We start from the raw sequence: 17,565 nt of genomic DNA, 5'->3' as shown, positions 1-17,565 counted from the left end.
AAATGCGAAAGGATCAGCTTACGCCATCGCGCCGACGCATTCCTTCAATGCTTGTTCGAGCAGACCGAGCGCTTCGTCGAAGACGGCCGTCTCGATGGTGAGCGGAAACAGGAAGCGAATGACGTTGCCGTGAGTGCCGCACACGAGCAGCAGCAAGCCGAGTTCGAGCGCGCGCGCTTGGACCCGCTTGACGAACGCCGCGTCGGGCGTGCGCGTGCCGGGTTGCAGGAATTCGGCCGCAACCATCGCGCCCGGACCGCGGATGTCCGCCAGTTGCGGGATCTCGGCGCGCAGCGCTTCGAGGCGGGCCTTGAGCGTGTCGCCTAATTGCACGGCGCGCTCGCACAGACGCTCCTCGTCGATGACGTCGAGCACGGCGTGCGCCGAAGCCAGCGCCAGCGGGTTGCCGGCGTAGGTGCCGCCGAGCCCGCCCGGCGCCGCGGCATCCATCAGATCGGCCCGGCCGACGACACCCGACAGCGGCATGCCGCCGGCCAAGCTCTTGGCCATCGTGATCAAATCGGCGGCGACGTCGTAGTGTTCCATCGCGAACAGCTTGCCGGTGCGGGCGAAGCCCGTTTGAACTTCGTCGGCGATCAGCACGATGCCGTATTCGTCGCAGATGCGGCGCAGACCGCGCACGAACTCGGGCGGCGCGACGTTGAAGCCGCCTTCGCCTTGCACCGGCTCGAAAATGATCGCGGCCACGCGCGCCGGTTCGATATCGGCTTTCAACAGGGTTTCGATGGCGGCCAGCGAATCGGCCGTCGTCACGCCGTGCACCCGGTTCGGAAACGGGGCGTGATACACGTCGGTCGGGAACGGGCCGAAGCCGATCTTATACGGCGCGACCTTGCCGGTCAGCGCCATGCCCATCAGCGTACGGCCGTGAAAGCCGCCCGCAAACGCGATGACGCCCGGGCGTCCCGTGGCGGCCCGGGCGATCTTCACGGCGTTTTCGACGGCTTCGGCGCCCGTCGTGAAGAACGCGGTCTTCTTCGGATGCGCGCCCGGCGCGCGGGCGTTGATTTTCTCGGCAAGCTCGACATACGATGCGTACGGCACGATCTGATAGGCCGTATGCGTGAAGCGCTCCAACTGTTCCTGGATCGCGGCGACGAGACGCGGATGGCGGTGGCCCGTGTTCAAGACGGCGATGCCCGCGGCGAAATCGATGAAGCGACGGCCCTCGACGTCCCACAGCTCGGCGTTTTGAGCGCGCGCCGCGTAGAAATCGCACATGACGCCGACGCCACGCGGGGTGGCGGCATTCTTGCGGGCTTGCAAATCGGAATTCTTCACGCTGTTCTCCTGTCTCGCCGGATCGATGGGGGCTTCGTCGGCGCTCGGTTCGGCCGACACGGTACGGCGACTATAGCTAGCTTTGGCTCTTAGCCTCAGAGCCATTTCTGCGAAGACGATGGAGCCGCTTTCGATCCCGCGGCCGCAAAACGGCCTATATTGAAGAACTCGTCCGCTTGCCGCGGCCCCACTTTTACGATCGACGCCCGGGTTGCAAGCGATGACCGCCTCTCTTCCCTCGTTGCCCGAGACCACGTTTCCCGAATACGAAGAACTCAAAGCGATTCTGGACGTGGGCGGCCCGCGGCTGGCCGTGCGGATGGTTTCCCAGGTGAGTACGCGCGGGGGCGAGTTTCCCATCTATGTCGTCACGCTCGGCTCGCCCGATCCGCAGGCGCCCGCGATCGGCTTTTTCGCCGGTATCCATGGGCTGGAGCGGATCGGCACCCAATTGCTGCTCGATTACATGCGGTGCCTCGTGGCGCGGCTCGAATGGGATGCGCTCTTGCAAGACGAGCTGCGTACGATCCGGCTCGTGTTCATGCCGATCGTCAATCCCGGCGGCATGTGGGCTATGACGCGCTCCAATCCGAACGGCGTCGACCTCATGCGCAATGCGCCGCAAAACGCCGAAGGCCGGGTGCCGTTTTTGGCGGGCGGCCAGCGCATCGGCGCATGGCTGCCCTGGTATCGCGGCGCCAGCGGTGCGCCGATGGAGGTCGAAGCCGCGACGATGCTGCGCGTGGTGGAGGAAGAGCTGTTGTCGCGGCCGCTCAGTTTCGCGCTCGATTGCCACTCGGGCTACGGCTTTCGCGACAGCATCTGGTTTCCTTACGCGAAATCGACACGGCATATCGTGCACTTGCCGGAAATGTTCATGCTCAAGGCGATGTTCGAGCAGGCCCACCCGCATCATGGCTATCAGTTCGAGCCGCAGAGCATGCAATACCTTGCCCACGGCGATCTGTGGGATTACGCGTACGACCGGCGGCCCGCGCGGTCGATCTTTTTGCCGCTGACGCTCGAACTCGGCTCGTGGCTCTGGATCAAGAAGAACCCGCTGCAGCTTTTGCACCGCGAGGGCATGTTTCATCCGATCAAGGCGCATCGAACCGAACGCGTGCTGCGCCGGCATACGAACCTACTCGACTTCCTCGCGCGCGCCGCCTATGCGTCGCAGCGCTGGCTGCCGTGCGGCACGAGCCGCGACGCGTTGATGACGCGCGCGGTGGAGTACTGGTATAGGAGGCCGACGATATGAGCGCCTGGATCTTGCTGCGCGGGCTGGCGCGCGAAGCGAGACACTGGGCTCGACTGCCCGATCGGTTGCGCTCGCGAGGCTTGATGGGCGAGATCGTATGCGCGGACTTGCCGGGTACCGGTGAGCATGTGCGCGAGCGTGCGCCGGCGAGCATCGCTGCGACCACCGATTTCGTGCGAGCGCGGCTCGCGGCGCTCGGGCATGCGCCGCCGTATCGGGTCGTTGCGCTTTCGCTGGGCGCGATGGTGGCGGTGGATTGGGCGCAGCGCTTTCCGTTGGAGCTCGAGCGTCTCGTGCTCATCAATACGAGCCTGCGCCGCTACAACGATCCCTTCGAGCGGTTGCGGCCGAGCGCATGGCCGCTGCTTTTGCGTGCGGCCTGGTGTTGGGACGCGCGCGCGCGGCGGCGCGCCGAATCGGCGATTCATACCTTGACGTGCCGCCGGGCGGACGAGCGCGACGCCGATCTGGCCGCTTGGACGGCGATCTATCAAAGCGCGCCGCCGAGCCGGGCCAATGCGTTCAGGCAAGTGCTGGCGGCAGCGCGTTTCGAGGGCGCCGCGTCGGCGCCGTGTTGTCCCACGCTCGTGCTGGCCTCGCGCAACGACGCGCTCGTGGATCGCGCTTGTTCGGCCAAGCTTGCCGCGGTGTGGGGGGCGACATTGATCGAGCATCCGTGGGCCGGCCACGATCTACCTCATGACGACGGCGCATGGCTCGCCGATACGATCGCGGCCTGGGCCGGGAATGCCTTGACTGTCGCGCTGCCGTCTACCAGCGCATAATCGCGCTCAGCGGGCCTAGCCTAGCTTGAACGCCGATCATCGCCACCCGGAGGCTGCATGCCGTCGAACAACGAAGAAGCCGTCGCTCATTTGCTCACGGACGTCGTCGAATACGCGCGAGGACGATGGTCCGAGCCCGCCTTCGCACCGATCGAATCGTTCTTGACCTTTTACTACGAACTCGTCGATGCGCAAGACCTGAAAAGCCGCGGCATCGCCGATCTTTACGGCGCCGCGATGGCGCATTGGCAGACGGCCCAACGATTCGCATCGGGCACGGCCGTGCTGCGCGTTTATAACCCCGTGCTCGACGAGCACGGCTGGCATTCCGATCACACCGTCATCGAGATCGTCAACGACGACATGCCGTTCCTCGTCGATTCGGTGACGATGGAGGTGAACCGCTGCGGTCTGACGCTGCATTCGGCGATTCATCCCGTGTATCGCGTTTGGCGCGACGCCCAAGGCGCGATCGCGCGGATCGAGCCGGGCGGCGCGGCGAACGGGGAGGGGGACGCGACGACTCGTTCGCGGCTCGAATCGTTTATCCACTTCGAGATCGACCGTTGCAGCGAAGCCTCGAAATTGGCGGAGTTGCGGGCCAACATCGCGCGCGTGCTGGGCGACGTGCGCGCCGCCGTCGAGGACTGGCCGAAGATGCAGGCGGTCGCCAAGGAAACGATCGTCGGTTTGGCGGCGCGCGCGGGCGGCGACGAAGCGCTCGAAGCGCGCGCATTTCTCGAATGGATGGCGGCCGATCATTTCACGTTCTTGGGCCTGCGCGATTACGCGCTCGTGCCGCACGAGTCGGGCTTCGCGCTGCGCGGCGTGGAGGGGACCGGCGCGGGCATCTTGCGCGAGAGTTTGCGGCGTGCCGATGCCCCCGATATCACGCCGCTGCCGCGCTCGGCGGCCGCCGTTGCCGGCGAGCCTTCGCCGATCTTCCTGACCAAGGCCAATTCGCGCTCCACCGTGCATCGGCCCGGCTATCTCGACTACGTGGGCGTCAAGCTGTTCGGCCCCGACGGCAAGCTGATCGGCGAGCGCCGCATGCTGGGCTTGTACACGTCCACGGCCTATACCGGCTCGATCGCCGACATCCCGATCGTGCGGCGCAAATGCGCGAACGTCATGCGGCGCGCGGGGTTTCTCGCGAAGGGGCATCTGCACAAATCGTTGGTGACGGTGCTCGAGCAATACCCGCGCGACGAGCTGTTTCAAGCGAACGAGGATGAACTCTACGACATCGGTCTCGGCATATTGCGCCTGCAAGAGCATCAGCGTACGCGTATGTTCGTACGGCGCGACCGGTTCGAGCGATTCGTCTCCTGCTTGATCTTCGTCGCGCGCGAAAAATACAACACCGATCTGCGGCAACGCATCGCGAAGCTCTTGGCCGATGCGTTCAACGGCACGAGCGTGGAGTTCACGCCGCTGCTGTCGGAGTCTCCGCTCGCGCGCATTCATATCGTCGTGCGAACCAATACGGGTGTACTGCCCGAGGTCGATACGCAGGAACTCGAAGCGCGGCTCGTTCAAGCGACGCGCCGCTGGCAGGACGATCTGGCCGACGCGCTGCTCGAGCGCTTCGGGGAGGAGCAGGGCAATCGCTTGCTGCAGCGCTACGGCGATTCGTTCCCGGCCGGATACCGGGAAGACTACGCCGCGCGCACGGCCGTGCGCGACATCGAACTCGTCGAGGCGGCCCATGCCAACGAGACGCTTTCGATGAACCTGTACCGGCCCATCGAGGCGGCGCCGCGCGCGTTTCGCTTCAAGGTGTATCGCGTCGGGCAATCGATCGCGCTCTCGCGCAGCTTGCCGATGCTGGAGCACCTGGGCGTGCGCGTGGACGAAGAGCGTCCTTACCTCATCGAGCCCGCGGGGTCGATGCCGGCATGGGTGCACGACTTCGGTCTGGAATTGACCGACGATGTCGAGTTCGATATCGAGCAGGTCAAGGCGCTGTTCGAACAGGCGTTCGCGCGCGTATGGGCCGGCGAGGTCGAGAACGACGACTTCAATCGGCTCGTGTTGCGCGCTCAACTCGCCGCGCGCGAAGTATCCATTCTGCGGGCCTATGCGAAGTATCTGCGGCAAGTGGGCTCGACGTTCAGCGATGCCTATATCGAACGCGCGGTCACGGGCAATCCGGCGCTGGCAAGAGGGCTCGTCGATCTGTTTCTCGCGCGCTTCGATCCCGCGCTGGGACCGGCGCGCACGGCGCGTACCGATGCGCTGCTCAAAGGCATCGAGACGGCGCTCGATCAAGTGCCCAACCTCGACGAAGACCGCATCTTGCGTCAGTTCCTCGGCGTCATCAACGCGACAATCCGCACGAATTACTTTCGTCGCGATGCCCGGGGCGAGCCGTTGCCGTACCTGTCGTTCAAGCTCGATCCCTCGTGCGTGCCCGGCCTGCCCGAGCCGAAACCGATGTTCGAAATCTGGGTGTATTCGCCGCGCGTGGAGGGCGTGCATTTGCGCGGGGGCCGCGTGGCGCGCGGCGGTTTGCGCTGGTCGGATCGGCGCGAGGACTTTCGTACCGAAGTACTCGGGCTCATGAAGGCGCAGATGGTCAAGAACACCGTCATCGTGCCGGTGGGTTCGAAAGGCGGTTTCGTCGTCAAGAATCCGCCCTTGGGAGGCGATCGCGAAGCGATCATGCGCGAGGGCATCGCTTGCTATCAGACGTTCCTGCGCGGTTTGCTCGACGTGACCGACAACCGCCAAGCCGATGCGATCGTCGCACCGCCCGACGTCGTGCGCCACGATAGCGACGATCCCTATCTCGTCGTTGCTGCCGATAAAGGCACGGCCACGTTCTCAGATTACGCGAACGCGATCGCGCGCGAATACGGCTTTTGGCTCGACGATGCGTTCGCCTCGGGCGGATCGGTCGGGTACGACCACAAGAAGATGGGCATCACGGCGCGCGGGGCATGGGAATCGGTCAAGCGCCATTTCCGTCAAATGGGCGTCGATACGCAGACGACCGATTTTACGGTGGTCGGCATCGGCGATATGTCGGGCGACGTGTTCGGCAACGGCATGCTGTTGTCGCGCCATATTCGGCTCGTTGCCGCGTTCGATCATCGCCATATCTTCCTCGATCCGCAGCCCGATCCCGAAACGAGCTTCTTGGAGCGCGAGCGCATGTTCGGGCTCGAGCGTTCGAGTTGGGCCGATTACGACCACACGAAGATTTCTCCGGGCGGCGGCGTCTTCGCGCGTACGGCCAAAGCGATACCGATTTCGCCGGCCATGCAGGCCGTGCTCGGCATCACGGCCGCGGCGCTGGCTCCGAGCGAACTCATCCGCGCGATCTTGCTCGCGCCCGTGGATTTGCTCTACAACGGGGGGATCGGCACGTACGTCAAAGCGACCCGCGAAACGCACGCCCAAGCGGGCGACCGCGCCAATGACGCCGTGCGCGTGAACGGCGAGCAGTTGCGCGCGAAAGTCGTGGCCGAGGGCGGCAATCTGGGGCTGACGCAGTTGGGCCGGATCGAATACGCGCAAAAGGGCGGCCGCATCAACACCGATGCAATCGACAATTCGGCCGGGGTCGATTGTTCCGACCATGAAGTCAACATCAAGATCCTGCTCGGGCTCGTCGTCGCCGACGGCGAAATGACGGAGAAGCAGCGCAACGTATTGCTCGCGGAAATGACCGACGAGGTGGGATCGCTCGTATTGCGCGACAACTACCAGCAGACGCAGGCGCTCGCTATCGGCGGACGCTATGCTGCCGAATCGTTCGAGTCGGAAGTGCGCCTCATGCGCTCGCTCGAGCGCAGCGGCCGTCTGAATCGGACGATCGAGTTCCTGCCGAACGATGAGGAGATCGCCGAGCGGCAAGCGGCCAAAACCGGGCTGACCTCTCCCGAACGCGCCGTATTGCTGGCGTACAGCAAGATGTGGCTTTACGACGCGTTGCTCGAATCCGATTTGCCCGAGGACCCGCTCGTCGCCGACATGCTGCGCGATTACTTCCCGAAACCGTTGCCGACGCGTTTCGCCGACGCGGCCGCCCGCCATCCGCTCAAGCGCGAAATTCTCGCGACGCATCTGGCCAACGCGCTCGTCAACCGTGTCGGCTGTGCATTCGTGCATCGCCTGCAAGAGGAGACCGATGCCAAGCCCGGCGACATCGTGCGCGCTTGCATGATGGCGCGCGACGTGTTCGATATCGACGATGTCTGGTGCAATATCGACGCGCTCGACAATCACGTGGCCGACGACGTGCAAGCCGCGATGTTCGTGGACGTTGCCCGGCTGATGGAACGCGCGGCGCTTTGGTTCTTGCGGCAGTTGCAAGCCGAGCCGCGTGCGCGCGAACCCGAGAACGTCCGCGCCCTGATCGAGCGTAGTCGCGAGGCCGCCGCGCGGCTGGCCCCGCGTATGTCGACGCTGTTGCCGAGTGCGGAGCTGCAAGCGCTCGACGAGCGGCGCCAGGCACTCGAGCTAGCCGGCGTCGACACGGAATTGGCCAGACGCGTGGTCAGCGGCGAAATCTCCGTGGCGGTGCTCGACGTGGCCGAGGTGGCGGCGAACGTGGCGAAGCCGCTCGAACTCGTGGCGGGTGTCTATTTCGCGCTCGGCACGCTGCTCGATTATGGTTTCATCGGCGAGCGCGCGAGTGCTTTGCCCACGCACACGCATTGGGACATGCTCGCGCGCGCCGCCGCGCTCGCCGAGTTGGCCAGGCTCAAGCGCGCGCTGACCGTCAGCGCGCTGGCCCATGCGCCGGAACGAGCGAGCGCCGAGGCGATCGCGGCGGTTTGGCGCGACGAGCGCGCGCCGCAACTCGCGCGCTTCGCGCAATTGATCGCGGAACAACGCGCGTCGGGCGGGGCGAGTCTATCGATGCTGCTCGTGCTCGTGCGCGAAATGACGGTATTGGAGCGAGGATGAACGACCAGTCCAATGCGAACGATGAGGCGCCGCGACTGACCAGCCTCTCGCATGGCGGCGGCTGCGGTTGCAAAATCGCACCCGGCGTCTTGGCGCAATTGCTGGCGACGCAGACGTTGCCGTTTTCCGCCGGGGCGTTTCCCGATCTGCTCGTCGGCCGCGAAACGGCCGACGATGCGGCCGTCTACCGGCTCAACGACGAACAGGCGATCGTGGCCACGACGGACTTTTTCATGCCGATCGTCGACGATCCCTATGACTTCGGGCGCATCGCCGCCACCAATGCCCTGTCGGATTTGTACGCGATGGGCGCGCGGCCCCTGCTCGCGCTTGCCCTGGTGGGCATGCCGATCAACGTGCTGCCGCGCGAGACGATCGCAGCGATATTGCGCGGCGGGGAGAGCGTGTGCGCGCAGGCCGGCATTCCGGTGGCGGGCGGACATTCGATCGATTCCGTCGAGCCGATCTACGGACTGGCCGCGCTCGGCGTCGTGCATCCGGCGCGCGTGAAGCGCAACTCCACCGCGCGCGCCGGGGATCTGCTCGTGCTCGGCAAGCCGCTCGGCGTCGGCGTGTTGTCGGCCGCGCTCAAGAAGCAGGTGCTCGACGCCGCGGGGTACGCGGAGATGATCGACGCCACGACACGGCTGAACCGGCCGGGCATCGCCCTCGCGCAGATGCCGCAGGTGCATGCGTTGACCGACGTGACCGGCTTCGGCCTACTGGGCCACGCGTTGGAGCTGGCGCGCGGGGCGCGTTGCGGTATACGTCTAAACTATCGCGACTTGCCTTGGCTCGCCAACGTGCAGGCGTTGGCCTCGCGCGGCGTCGTGACCGGTGCCTCGGCGCGCAATTGGGCATCGTACGGCGATGAAGTCGAACTCGGTCCCGATCTACCCGAGGTGGCACGCACTTTGCTCACCGATCCCCAGACCTCGGGCGGCTTGCTCGTAGCATGCGCGCCGGAAGTGCAGGGCGACGTGCTCGCGTGCTTTCATGCCGAGGGTTTCTCACGTGCCGCGGCGATCGGAGAGGTGATCGCAGGCGAGCCGCGCATCGTCGTGGCTTGACCTGCGGCGATCGGCGAGGGCACGCTTTCCGGAATCGTTCGGTGAGAACGGAGTCAGATTGGGATGGCGCGAGCCGCGGATTGTCCGCGGCTCGCGCGCCCGGTCTTTGGCGTTTCTTCCTCACGTCCCTATGCGTACAATTTTCCACGTCGTCCTGCTGCTTTTATCGTTTTGCGTTTTGTCCGCGCATGCCGCTCCGGCCTCCAGTCCCGCGGCGGCGCAGCCCGTCTCCAATCCATCCACTGTCGTTTTGACGCCCGATCAGGCCAAGCACGCATTGCAAGTGCTGGCCGATCCGAAGTCGCGCGGGCAGATGGAAGACACGCTGCGCGCCATTGCGGCCGCCGGCGCGCTGTCGACGCCTGTCGCGAGCGCACCCGCGGCCGCATCGGCGACGGGCGCCTCGGGTGTCTTGTCGGCGATCGCGTCGAACGGGCTCGTGTCGCAATTGGCGCATGGGGCCGTGCGAGCGATCCGGTCGATCGCCCTGTCGTTGCGTCATTCCGCGGGGGCGTTGCTCGACGTGCGCTCGGTCCGCGCATGGTGGGGCTACGAGATGACGAGCACTCAGGGCCGCGCGCAACTGGAACAGTTGGCCTGGACGCTCGTGGCGACGTTCGTCCCCGCGTGGCTCGCGAGTTGGCTGTTCTCGTGGCTGCTACGAAGGCGCGTAGCCGCGCTGGCCTTCGGCAAGGATGCAGTGCAAGGCGGCGCCGGCGCGGACGGGCATGCCGAGAATGCGAACGCGCAGGCGGACCACGAGGTGCGCACGCTGAACGCGAACGTGCCGGCCACGAGCATCGACGAGAATGCCCTACGGGCGGCGCGCAACCAGCGCAACGCGGTTCACGCGGTCAAGCATTGGTCCCTGTTGCAGCGCCTGCCTTATGCGCTGTTGCATACGCTGCTGAAAGCGATTCCGCTCGCCGTGTTCATCGGCGTGGCGATCGTCGCCATGTCGCTGCTCACCGACGACGGGACGCCCGAGGCGGATGTCGTCGAGACGCTCATCGAAATCTATGCCGTTGCGCGCGCGATCGTGTTGGCCAGCGGGTTCTTGTTCGCGGCGGGGGCGCCACGCCTGCGCATGCTGCCGCTCGGCGATAGTTGGGCCGCGTTCAGCGAACGCTGGGTGCTGCGGCTCGTCGTCGTGCTTGGCGTGGGCGTGGCCTTGGCCGAAACCCCGGTGCCCCTCGGGCTCACGCAACAGGCGCATCTAGGCATCGCGAAAGCCGTGGCGCTGGCCGGGCACGTGATGATCGCGGTGCTGATCCTGCAAATTCGCCGCCCCGTCGCCGCTTGGATTCGCTCGAAGTGTGCCAACTCGGGTGTGTTGCGTTTCTTCGCCAATTGGCTGGCCGATACCTGGGCGGCCGTCGCCGTCTTTTTCGTGATGGCGTTGTGGTTCATCTGGGCGCTCGACGTGCGCAACGGCTACCAGACCTTGCTCGAGCACGGTGGGCTCTCGCTCTTGGTCCTGGTGTGCGCGCGGGTGGTCGTGATCGTGACGTTCGGCGTGCTGGGGCGGATCTTCAACACGCGGGAGGGCACCTCGCCGTCGATCGCGTTGCAGCGCGCTCAGCGCTACTACCCGTGGCTGCGCCGTTTCATCGGGCTCGCGATACTGCTGGCGGCGGCCGTGCTGGTTCTGCGGGTATGGGACGTCCACGTCTGGCGCATGTTCACCGGCAACTTCGTCGGCCGCCGCCTGATTTCCGCTTGCGTGACGATTGCCGTCGCGGGTGTCATCGCGCTGCTCGTGTGGGAATCGATCAACGTATCGATCGAGCGCCGGCTCCATCGCTGGACCGATGCGGGCGACCTCATGCGGGCCGCGCGCCTGCGCACGCTGCTGCCGATGTTGCGCACGGCGCTGTTCGTGGGTATCGCGCTCGTCGTCGGCCTCACGGGCTTGAGCGAGATCGGCGTCAACATCGGGCCGTTGCTCGCGGGGGCCAGCATCTTCGGCGTGGCCCTCGGCTTCGGTTCGCAAAAGCTCGTTCAGGATTTCATCACGGGTATGTTCCTGCTGATGGAAAACGCGATGCAGGTCGGCGATTGGGTGACGCTCGCGGGCGTCTCGGGAACGGTCGAATATCTATCGATCCGTACCGTGCGTCTGCGTGGCGGAGACGGCGCGCTCCATACCGTGCCGTTCAGCTCGGTCTCCACCGTGACGAATTCGAACCGGGGGCTCGGCAACGCGGCGGTCAAGATCAGCATCGCCTATGGGCAGGACATCGAACTCGCGATCCAGACGCTCGCTGAAATCGGCGCCGAGTTGCGCGACGACCCGAAATTCAAGGACGGCATCGTCAACGACTTTAGTTTCTGGGGCGTCGATCAGGTGGACGGCTCCATGGTGACGTTGCTCGGCCAGCTTCAATGCCGCGATACCGCGCGCTGGCCGACCCAGCGCGAGTTCAACCGGCGCATTGCCGAGCGCTTCGCCGAGCGCGGCATCGTGATCGCCAATCCGTTGCGCAACGTACTCGTGCCGCCGCCCAATGGCAACGCCAAGGCTGCCGACGACGATCGAGCGAAGGCGGTGCAAGACGCCCCATCGGAAAAGCCGGAGGGCGCGGCACCGCCCTCGCATGAGTGACGGCGACGGGGGCGTGCCTCTATACTGACGCGCGCGGTGCCGAGAGAGCACCTGCGTCAGCGAGCGGTTCTCCCAAACAAATCACGAAATCAAAGGAACGCCCATGCTTACTCGCACTATCGTCTCGATCGGCGCCATTGCGCTGACCGCTTGCGCGGCCACGGCCTCGAACGCGCAAGACAACGACGCCAGCTTTGCCGCCGGTTACGGCTCGCACGGTCGTCACGTCAAGGTGATGATTATTTCGATGTTCGCGCCGGAAGGACAGGTCTGGCTAGATCATCTCGGCCCGTGGGAATCGATCCCCGTCGCCGGTTTGTCGCCGGACTATCCGGACGTTCACTGCAACAAGCAGGATATTTGCGTCATGACGACGGGCATGGGACACGCGAACGCCGCGGCTTCCACGATGGCGTTGACGTTCTCTCCACGCTTCGATCTGCGGCATACGTACTTTTTGATTGCCGGGATTGCCGGTATCGATCCGGCGCAAGGGACGATCGGCTCGGCGGCGTGGTCGAAATACCTCGTGGATTTCGGCATCCAGTGGGAACTCGATGGGCGCGAGATTCCCGCGGGCTGGAATACGGGTTATCTCGGGATCAATACGACCAACCCCAATCAAAAGCCGCCGCTCGACTATAAGACCGAGGTTTTTCAACTCAATGCGAAGCTGACGGATGCGGCTTACGCGCTTTCGCGCAACGCCGTGCTGACCGACAGCGCGCAGGCGCAAGCGGCGCGCGCGAAGTTCAGCTACGCGCCCGCGAATCAGCCGCCGGCCGTGATCCAGTGCGACACGCTGGCAGGCGATACGTGGTTCTCGGGTACGGATATCGGCCAACGCGCGCGCGATTGGACGAAGATCTTGACTGACGGCAAGGGTACATACTGCACCACGCAGCAAGAGGACAACGCGACGTTCGAGGCGTTGACGCGTGCGGCGAATGCGCATCGTGTCGATCTCTCGCGCGTGGCCGATCTGCGGACTGGGTCGGACTTCGACCGGCCGTATGCGGGACAAACGAGCGCGGACAATCTGCTGAACTACCAGGCGCAAGGCGGCTTCGTGCCCGCGGTGCAGAACCTGTTCGCAGCCGGCAATCCGCTCGTGCAAGAGATTGCGACGCATTGGGGCGAATGGCGGGACGGCGTGCCGCAACGCTGAGGGTGTTGGGCCGCGGCGGTATCTTGCCGCCGCGGCTCGAATGGATTGAGTCGACATGTACAATTATCTGTACATGTTCCTCTGGGTGTGCTAGAGTTGTACCTCTATCGGTACAGGTTAGGCATCAAGGAGGGCATATGCGTACCATCCCGTTCACCGACGCTCGCGCCAATTTGAAGCGCGTCATCGACCAGGTTGTCGATGATGTGGACGTGACGCTCATTACCCGCCGCGACGCACCCAATGCGGTCGTCATGTCACAAGAGCACTACGACAGTTTGATGGAAACGGTCCATCTTCTGCGCTCCCCGGCAAACGTAGCCCATCTGGAGCGCTCCATCGCGCAGGCACGTGCGGGCAAGGTCAAGCCCCGCAAGTTGGTTGACGACACCGAATGAGTGGTGCTCTGAACATTATGTGGACTGCCGAGGCTTGGGACGATTACGTCTATTGGCAGGGGCAGGACGAGAAGACGTTGAGGCGCATCAATCAACTCATTAAGGACGTACAGCGCTCGCCGTTCGAAGGTATCGGTAAGCCGGAGCCGCTGAAGGAAAACCTGACGGGCTTTTGGTCGCGTCGCATTGATGAAACGAACCGCTTGGTCTACGAAGTCGCGAACACGCAGATCAATATCGTTTCGTGCCGCTACCACTACTGACGGTTAGACTGGCCAAAGTGCAGGTGTGCCCCCAAAGAGGGCATATGGTGATGTTATGTTTTTGTGGAGCCTGTCGTGAAACCATCCGTCGCACTGAGTCAGCACCGCGCAGATGTCCTGCGCATCGTCGCGGCCAACCGGGCAGCGAATCCGCGCGTATTCGGTTCCGTCGCGCGCGGCGAAGATGAGGACGGCAGCGACCTCGATCTACTTGTCGATCCCACGCCAGATACAACGCTGTTCGATATTGGCGGGATTCAGTACGAGTTGCAGGAATTGCTCGGTGTTCCGGTGGACGTTCTGACGCCCAAAGCTATTTCCATCAAATTTCGCGCCGACGTTTTGGCTCATGCAGTCCCTGTATGAGCAAAGATACGCTGCGGTTGACCGCGTACCTCGAGCACATCGTCGAGGCGATTCAGAGGATCGAGCGGTATTCGGAGGACATGGACAAATCTATGTTCGAGGCGTCGGAGCTTGTGCAGGACGCGATCATTCGCAATATCGAGGTTGTTGGTGAAGCTGCCAACAATATCTTAAAGCGTTACCCCGATTTTGCAGCGGCGCACTCGGGTCTGCCCTGGGGCAAGGCGTATGGGACGAGGAACGCATTGGCGCACGGCTACTATCAGATAGACCTCGACATAGTTTGGAACACGGTGACGAACATTCTGCCGAGCCTGCGCAACGATATCCAGGCGCTACTTGACGGCATGGGCGATAACGATAAGCCGGCTGCATAGCAGGCCGAGCATTGAGCGGGAAACGGGGAAAAGAACGATGACCAATCTTGCGGTTCTACTACCACAGGTCTTGCCCGGAGCGATCAGTTGGGCGGAGGAACAAGAGCGGCAAGCGCTTGCCACGGGGGCGGCTCTCTCGCCGCAAGGGATCGCTGATGCGCGCACCGTCGGCGTTCTAGCTCCCGAGAAGATTCGCGTGGTAGTCGCGCCAGCTTTGCCGCTGCCTGACGATGAATGGTTGCGGAAGGTCGCGTTAAGTACCGGGCTGCTTGGGCCGAACTTTGCGGGGCTCACGTTGGGATACGCGATCTTTATCGTTCTCGGCCACTCGACGCGCCAACTGCTGACCCACGAATGCCGACACGTTTACCAGTATGAGGTCGCCGGCTCGATAGCTGCGTTTATGCCGACATATCTGGGTCAGATAGCGACAGTCGGCTATAACGATGCGCCCTTCGAAGTCGACGCTCGTCAACACGAGATCCTGTAGCTGTCGGAAAACATCGTATGGCACTTGCCGAAATCAGCCGAGACGGCTGGGAACTCGACGACGCGGAACTGCTCGCTCAAGCTCATCCCGCGACATTCTGGTTACCTGAGCGCGAACGACGCGAGTCGCTTGCTCCAGGCGATACGGTGAAGCTGATCTTTCGTATTCCTACGGTAGGCGAAGCAGGAAGCGAGGCGATTAACGTAGAGTGCATGCGGGTAACGACGCAACGCGTCGAGGGCACTCTCTACTATGGAAATATCGACAACGATGCACTGTGTACGTCTGACATGCGCGCGGGCTTCGCTGTAACGTTCCAGCCGCGCCACGTCATCGGCATCTGGAATTAAAACGGATCGGAAAACGCCGGCGGCGCCGGCACAAGCAGAGAACGAGGAAAGAGGGTGAACACCTCAACATCCCAGCGTCGCTGGTCAAAATGGAAGACGGGCCTGTTGGTGGCTGTGTTAGCGATTTGCGTATTGGTCGCAGCCGGAGTGCGAATTCACTTTGGTTACTTCTCCGATGACAGAGCTGCCGCGATTACAGCAGAGGGCGCAATGATTCGGCACTACAACGCAGAGGACTTCGACGCGATCTATGACGGCGCGGCAGACGCGCTCAAGTCGGGAGTATCGCGTCGGCTAGTGACCGACGCGATGAAGCTGACCTTCGACAAGTTTGGTGTAGTAGTCGACGACAAGGAGGCGGCAACCACGTGCTTTCCCAATCAAGTTCGAATGGTTCGATGGATGAAGTCGGCGAATGGGAGCGAACTCACGGCACTAGTAACCTGGTTTGTGCCTGACGGCAAGAATGCGAAACTAGTTTCAGCACAGATCAGCCCGGGCCACGCTTCCTTCGATCCAGCAATCGTGCGCGCCCATTCCTGCACTCATCGATAGCAATTCCAACAGGAAAACAAGATGCGCGTCGACGTGTCAAGAGCGAGTGTATCGGCGGGAGACGACTGCGATGCGCCTCACTTACGGACCTGCGACGCCGCTAACGACTCCTCCATCGAAAGTATGATTTCGGTCATCCTCAGGACGTCATCATCATTTCCTTTTTTTGATTTAGACCTCGATATACGATACTGTCTGCGACGCGACCAGCCGAGGCGGCGTTGGGCATTGGCAGACGCAGAGGTCGTCGCTTAACGCTGCCTGTCGCCCGTCCGGCCCGGTTGTTGAAATCCGCTGACCATCGCAGACAATCTTGCCCATCGCTTTGCACGCGGGGCACCAAACGGGATCGTTCTCGTAGGCCTGCTCGCGATCGCCGATCAAATCTTTACCATCGCCGGCCTGCACGATGCCGCCGACGGTGGTGGCGTCGCCCTTGACAATGTCGTACCGGCGCATAGGCAACTCCCTTTACACCGCGCCGGGGCGCAGATGCAAGCTGTTCAGCAACGTGTCCCACACTTGAAGTGCACCCGCTTCATCGACAGGGGCGGTTGCCTGTTCCGGCGTCAAATCGGGACTGCTTGCGCCGAGCAATAGTTGAATAGCCGTGTGAGGTTTCGCCAGCGTGTCCGGATCGCCCGGCGCGAGCAGGTAGAACCGATATGAGGTGATCCCGCCGTCTTTAATCTCGAATAGCACTTCCTCTGCATCCATGCCGGCAACCGTGCGCTTACCTTCGCGCAGAATGCGGTAGTGTCCCGGCAGGCGGTTCAACTGCGCCCGTAGTTCCGGCAGAGTTTTCGTCAGCGGCTCGTTTTGATCGCCATCTATCGAGTTGCGCATCTTGATCAGGAACAGAGCAGGCCTTCCAGGCATCAGCGCGAACGACTGGCTGACCTCCTCGCCATATGGCGAAGAGCCTGTTACGATTCCGCCGTCAAAGCAAAAGCCCGATTCCGAAGGCACTGCCGCATTGTTACGCGCCTTGATTCGCCGGTAAGTGTCGTTATAAATCTCGTCTACCCTATCAATCGCGGCGGACCCAATCCAACCGGTGGTATGAAACAGCGTCCCTTCTGCAAAAATGTACCCTTCTGTGTCAAAGGGCAACTTCGCAGCTTTTGCCACTCCTTCCTGATATACAAAAACCCTCGAATCGCTGGTTGGCGACACTATCTTTTCCAACCACGCGTGTCCGGTTTTTTCGCTTAAATTGACCGGGTTCACGCGCTGGTTCGCGCGCATCGTTTTATCCAACGCATCGATCTTGGAGTGATACGCATCTCGTGACACGTTGTACTGCGTCTCGATGCGATCTCCTCTAACCTCATACCGCTGATTTGAGATCTCGCTCGTCGCAGGCCGGTCGAACACGAAGCGCCCGATGCACCATGGACGCGGGTTGGAAAGCAAGGGATTAGTCATTGTCGGTTCCCCGGAGAATGCAGTCGAGCCGGCAAACATCCCCGCCATAAAAAATAGAATCTTTCCAATGTGCTTCAACATGATGGCTCCGGTGCATCCTGTGTGAATCGCCCCGGGATTCGTGGAGGCTGGTTGGTTTAAGTTGATGCCGGCACGACGACTGAGTTGCAACGTTGCCGGTAGTAGTTTGCCTCAGCTTCCGCGGGCGGGATATAGCCGAGCGGTTCCAT

16 protein-coding genes are annotated in these 17,565 nt (G+C 63.1%); 13 read left to right on the top strand and 3 right to left on the bottom strand.

Features of this window, described 5'->3' with window-relative positions; translation table 11 throughout:
• Positions 1 to 18: 18 nt before the first annotated feature.
• Positions 19 to 1,302 (bottom strand): 4-aminobutyrate--2-oxoglutarate transaminase, encoded by a 1,284-nt coding sequence (gene gabT / locus C0Z18_RS21260; RefSeq protein ID WP_102647520.1) that lies wholly within the window; start codon positions 1,300 to 1,302, stop codon positions 19 to 21.
• A gap of 220 nt (positions 1,303 to 1,522) precedes the next feature.
• Here gabT and C0Z18_RS21255 point away from each other — a divergent pair, with 220 nt between their 5' ends.
• The 13 genes from C0Z18_RS21255 (at position 1,523) to C0Z18_RS21195 (ending at position 15,907) form a co-directional block, all read left to right on the top strand.
• Complete coding sequence (locus C0Z18_RS21255; RefSeq protein WP_102647422.1) at positions 1,523 to 2,563, top strand: M14 family zinc carboxypeptidase; 1,041 nt, start codon at positions 1,523 to 1,525, stop codon at positions 2,561 to 2,563.
• A complete protein-coding gene (locus C0Z18_RS21250) occupies positions 2,560 to 3,348 on the top strand; it encodes an alpha/beta fold hydrolase (protein WP_102647421.1) in 789 nt (262 codons plus the stop codon). Before C0Z18_RS21255 ends, C0Z18_RS21250 begins: the two co-directional genes overlap by 4 nt.
• Before the next feature lie 57 nt (positions 3,349 to 3,405).
• Positions 3,406 to 8,265 (top strand): NAD-glutamate dehydrogenase, encoded by a 4,860-nt coding sequence (locus tag C0Z18_RS21245; RefSeq protein WP_102647420.1) that lies wholly within the window; start codon positions 3,406 to 3,408, stop codon positions 8,263 to 8,265.
• A complete protein-coding gene (gene selD, locus C0Z18_RS21240; RefSeq protein ID WP_102647419.1) occupies positions 8,262 to 9,335 on the top strand; it encodes a selenide, water dikinase SelD in 1,074 nt (357 codons plus the stop codon). The genes C0Z18_RS21245 and selD overlap by 4 nt, the downstream gene beginning before the upstream one ends.
• Before the next feature lie 130 nt (positions 9,336 to 9,465).
• Positions 9,466 to 11,940 (top strand): mechanosensitive ion channel family protein, encoded by a 2,475-nt coding sequence (locus C0Z18_RS21235; protein WP_102647418.1) that lies wholly within the window; start codon positions 9,466 to 9,468, stop codon positions 11,938 to 11,940.
• 103 nt (positions 11,941 to 12,043) lie between these two features.
• Positions 12,044 to 13,108, top strand: coding sequence for a purine-nucleoside phosphorylase (locus tag C0Z18_RS21230; RefSeq protein WP_102647417.1), 1,065 nt, complete (start codon positions 12,044 to 12,046; stop codon positions 13,106 to 13,108).
• A 137-nt stretch (positions 13,109 to 13,245) separates the two neighbouring features.
• Positions 13,246 to 13,506: a type II toxin-antitoxin system Phd/YefM family antitoxin gene (locus C0Z18_RS21225; RefSeq protein ID WP_102647416.1), complete on the top strand. Its 261-nt coding sequence runs from the start codon at positions 13,246 to 13,248 to the stop codon at positions 13,504 to 13,506.
• Positions 13,503 to 13,769 (top strand): Txe/YoeB family addiction module toxin, encoded by a 267-nt coding sequence (locus C0Z18_RS21220; protein WP_102647415.1) that lies wholly within the window; start codon positions 13,503 to 13,505, stop codon positions 13,767 to 13,769. Before C0Z18_RS21225 ends, C0Z18_RS21220 begins: the two co-directional genes overlap by 4 nt.
• A 75-nt stretch (positions 13,770 to 13,844) precedes the next feature.
• Positions 13,845 to 14,135: a nucleotidyltransferase family protein gene (locus C0Z18_RS21215; protein WP_102647414.1), complete on the top strand. Its 291-nt coding sequence runs from the start codon at positions 13,845 to 13,847 to the stop codon at positions 14,133 to 14,135.
• Positions 14,132 to 14,512, top strand: coding sequence for a HepT-like ribonuclease domain-containing protein (locus C0Z18_RS21210; protein ID WP_102647413.1), 381 nt, complete (start codon positions 14,132 to 14,134; stop codon positions 14,510 to 14,512). The genes C0Z18_RS21215 and C0Z18_RS21210 overlap by 4 nt, the downstream gene beginning before the upstream one ends.
• A 37-nt stretch (positions 14,513 to 14,549) precedes the next feature.
• Positions 14,550 to 15,002, top strand: coding sequence for a hypothetical protein (locus C0Z18_RS21205; RefSeq protein ID WP_102647412.1), 453 nt, complete (start codon positions 14,550 to 14,552; stop codon positions 15,000 to 15,002).
• Positions 15,003 to 15,019: 17 nt separating this feature from the next.
• Complete coding sequence (locus tag C0Z18_RS21200) at positions 15,020 to 15,352, top strand: DUF2314 domain-containing protein (protein WP_102647411.1); 333 nt, start codon at positions 15,020 to 15,022, stop codon at positions 15,350 to 15,352.
• A gap of 54 nt (positions 15,353 to 15,406) precedes the next feature.
• The gene (locus tag C0Z18_RS21195; protein ID WP_146014064.1) at positions 15,407 to 15,907 is read left to right on the top strand and encodes a hypothetical protein; all 501 of its coding nucleotides are present in this window, start codon (positions 15,407 to 15,409) and stop codon (positions 15,905 to 15,907) included.
• 171 nt (positions 15,908 to 16,078) lie between these two features.
• Here C0Z18_RS21195 and C0Z18_RS21190 read toward each other — a convergent pair whose 3' ends face one another.
• The gene (locus C0Z18_RS21190; protein ID WP_102647409.1) at positions 16,079 to 16,366 is read right to left on the bottom strand and encodes a PAAR domain-containing protein; all 288 of its coding nucleotides are present in this window, start codon (positions 16,364 to 16,366) and stop codon (positions 16,079 to 16,081) included.
• 12 nt (positions 16,367 to 16,378) lie between these two features.
• Entirely contained in the window at positions 16,379 to 17,416 is a 1,038-nt protein-coding gene (locus tag C0Z18_RS33000) for a T6SS immunity protein Tli4 family protein (RefSeq protein WP_332888220.1), read from the bottom strand.
• Between the last annotated feature and the right edge of the window lie 149 nt (positions 17,417 to 17,565).

The organism is Trinickia dabaoshanensis, from assembly GCF_002879885.1.
Lineage (GTDB): Bacteria > Pseudomonadota > Gammaproteobacteria > Burkholderiales > Burkholderiaceae > Trinickia > Trinickia dabaoshanensis.
The sequence above is the reverse complement of the archived record's forward strand: the minus strand, read 5'-3'. Positions and strand labels throughout refer to the sequence as shown.

Coding starts and splice junctions, on each gene's coding strand:
- C0Z18_RS21230 (WP_102647417.1), top strand. CDS start 12,044: ATGCTTACTCGCACTATCGTCTCGATCGGCGCCATTGCGCTGACCGCT.
- C0Z18_RS21200 (WP_102647411.1), top strand. CDS start 15,020: ATGGCACTTGCCGAAATCAGCCGAGACGGCTGGGAACTCGACGACGCG.
- C0Z18_RS21220 (WP_102647415.1), top strand. CDS start 13,503: ATGAGTGGTGCTCTGAACATTATGTGGACTGCCGAGGCTTGGGACGAT.
- C0Z18_RS21250 (WP_102647421.1), top strand. CDS start 2,560: ATGAGCGCCTGGATCTTGCTGCGCGGGCTGGCGCGCGAAGCGAGACAC.
- C0Z18_RS21190 (WP_102647409.1), bottom strand. CDS start 16,366: ATGCGCCGGTACGACATTGTCAAGGGCGACGCCACCACCGTCGGCGGC.
- C0Z18_RS21225 (WP_102647416.1), top strand. CDS start 13,246: ATGCGTACCATCCCGTTCACCGACGCTCGCGCCAATTTGAAGCGCGTC.
- C0Z18_RS21210 (WP_102647413.1), top strand. CDS start 14,132: ATGAGCAAAGATACGCTGCGGTTGACCGCGTACCTCGAGCACATCGTC.
- C0Z18_RS33000 (WP_332888220.1), bottom strand. CDS start 17,416: ATGTTGAAGCACATTGGAAAGATTCTATTTTTTATGGCGGGGATGTTT.
- C0Z18_RS21245 (WP_102647420.1), top strand. CDS start 3,406: ATGCCGTCGAACAACGAAGAAGCCGTCGCTCATTTGCTCACGGACGTC.
- C0Z18_RS21255 (WP_102647422.1), top strand. CDS start 1,523: ATGACCGCCTCTCTTCCCTCGTTGCCCGAGACCACGTTTCCCGAATAC.
- selD (WP_102647419.1), top strand. CDS start 8,262: ATGAACGACCAGTCCAATGCGAACGATGAGGCGCCGCGACTGACCAGC.
- C0Z18_RS21235 (WP_102647418.1), top strand. CDS start 9,466: ATGCGTACAATTTTCCACGTCGTCCTGCTGCTTTTATCGTTTTGCGTT.
- C0Z18_RS21205 (WP_102647412.1), top strand. CDS start 14,550: ATGACCAATCTTGCGGTTCTACTACCACAGGTCTTGCCCGGAGCGATC.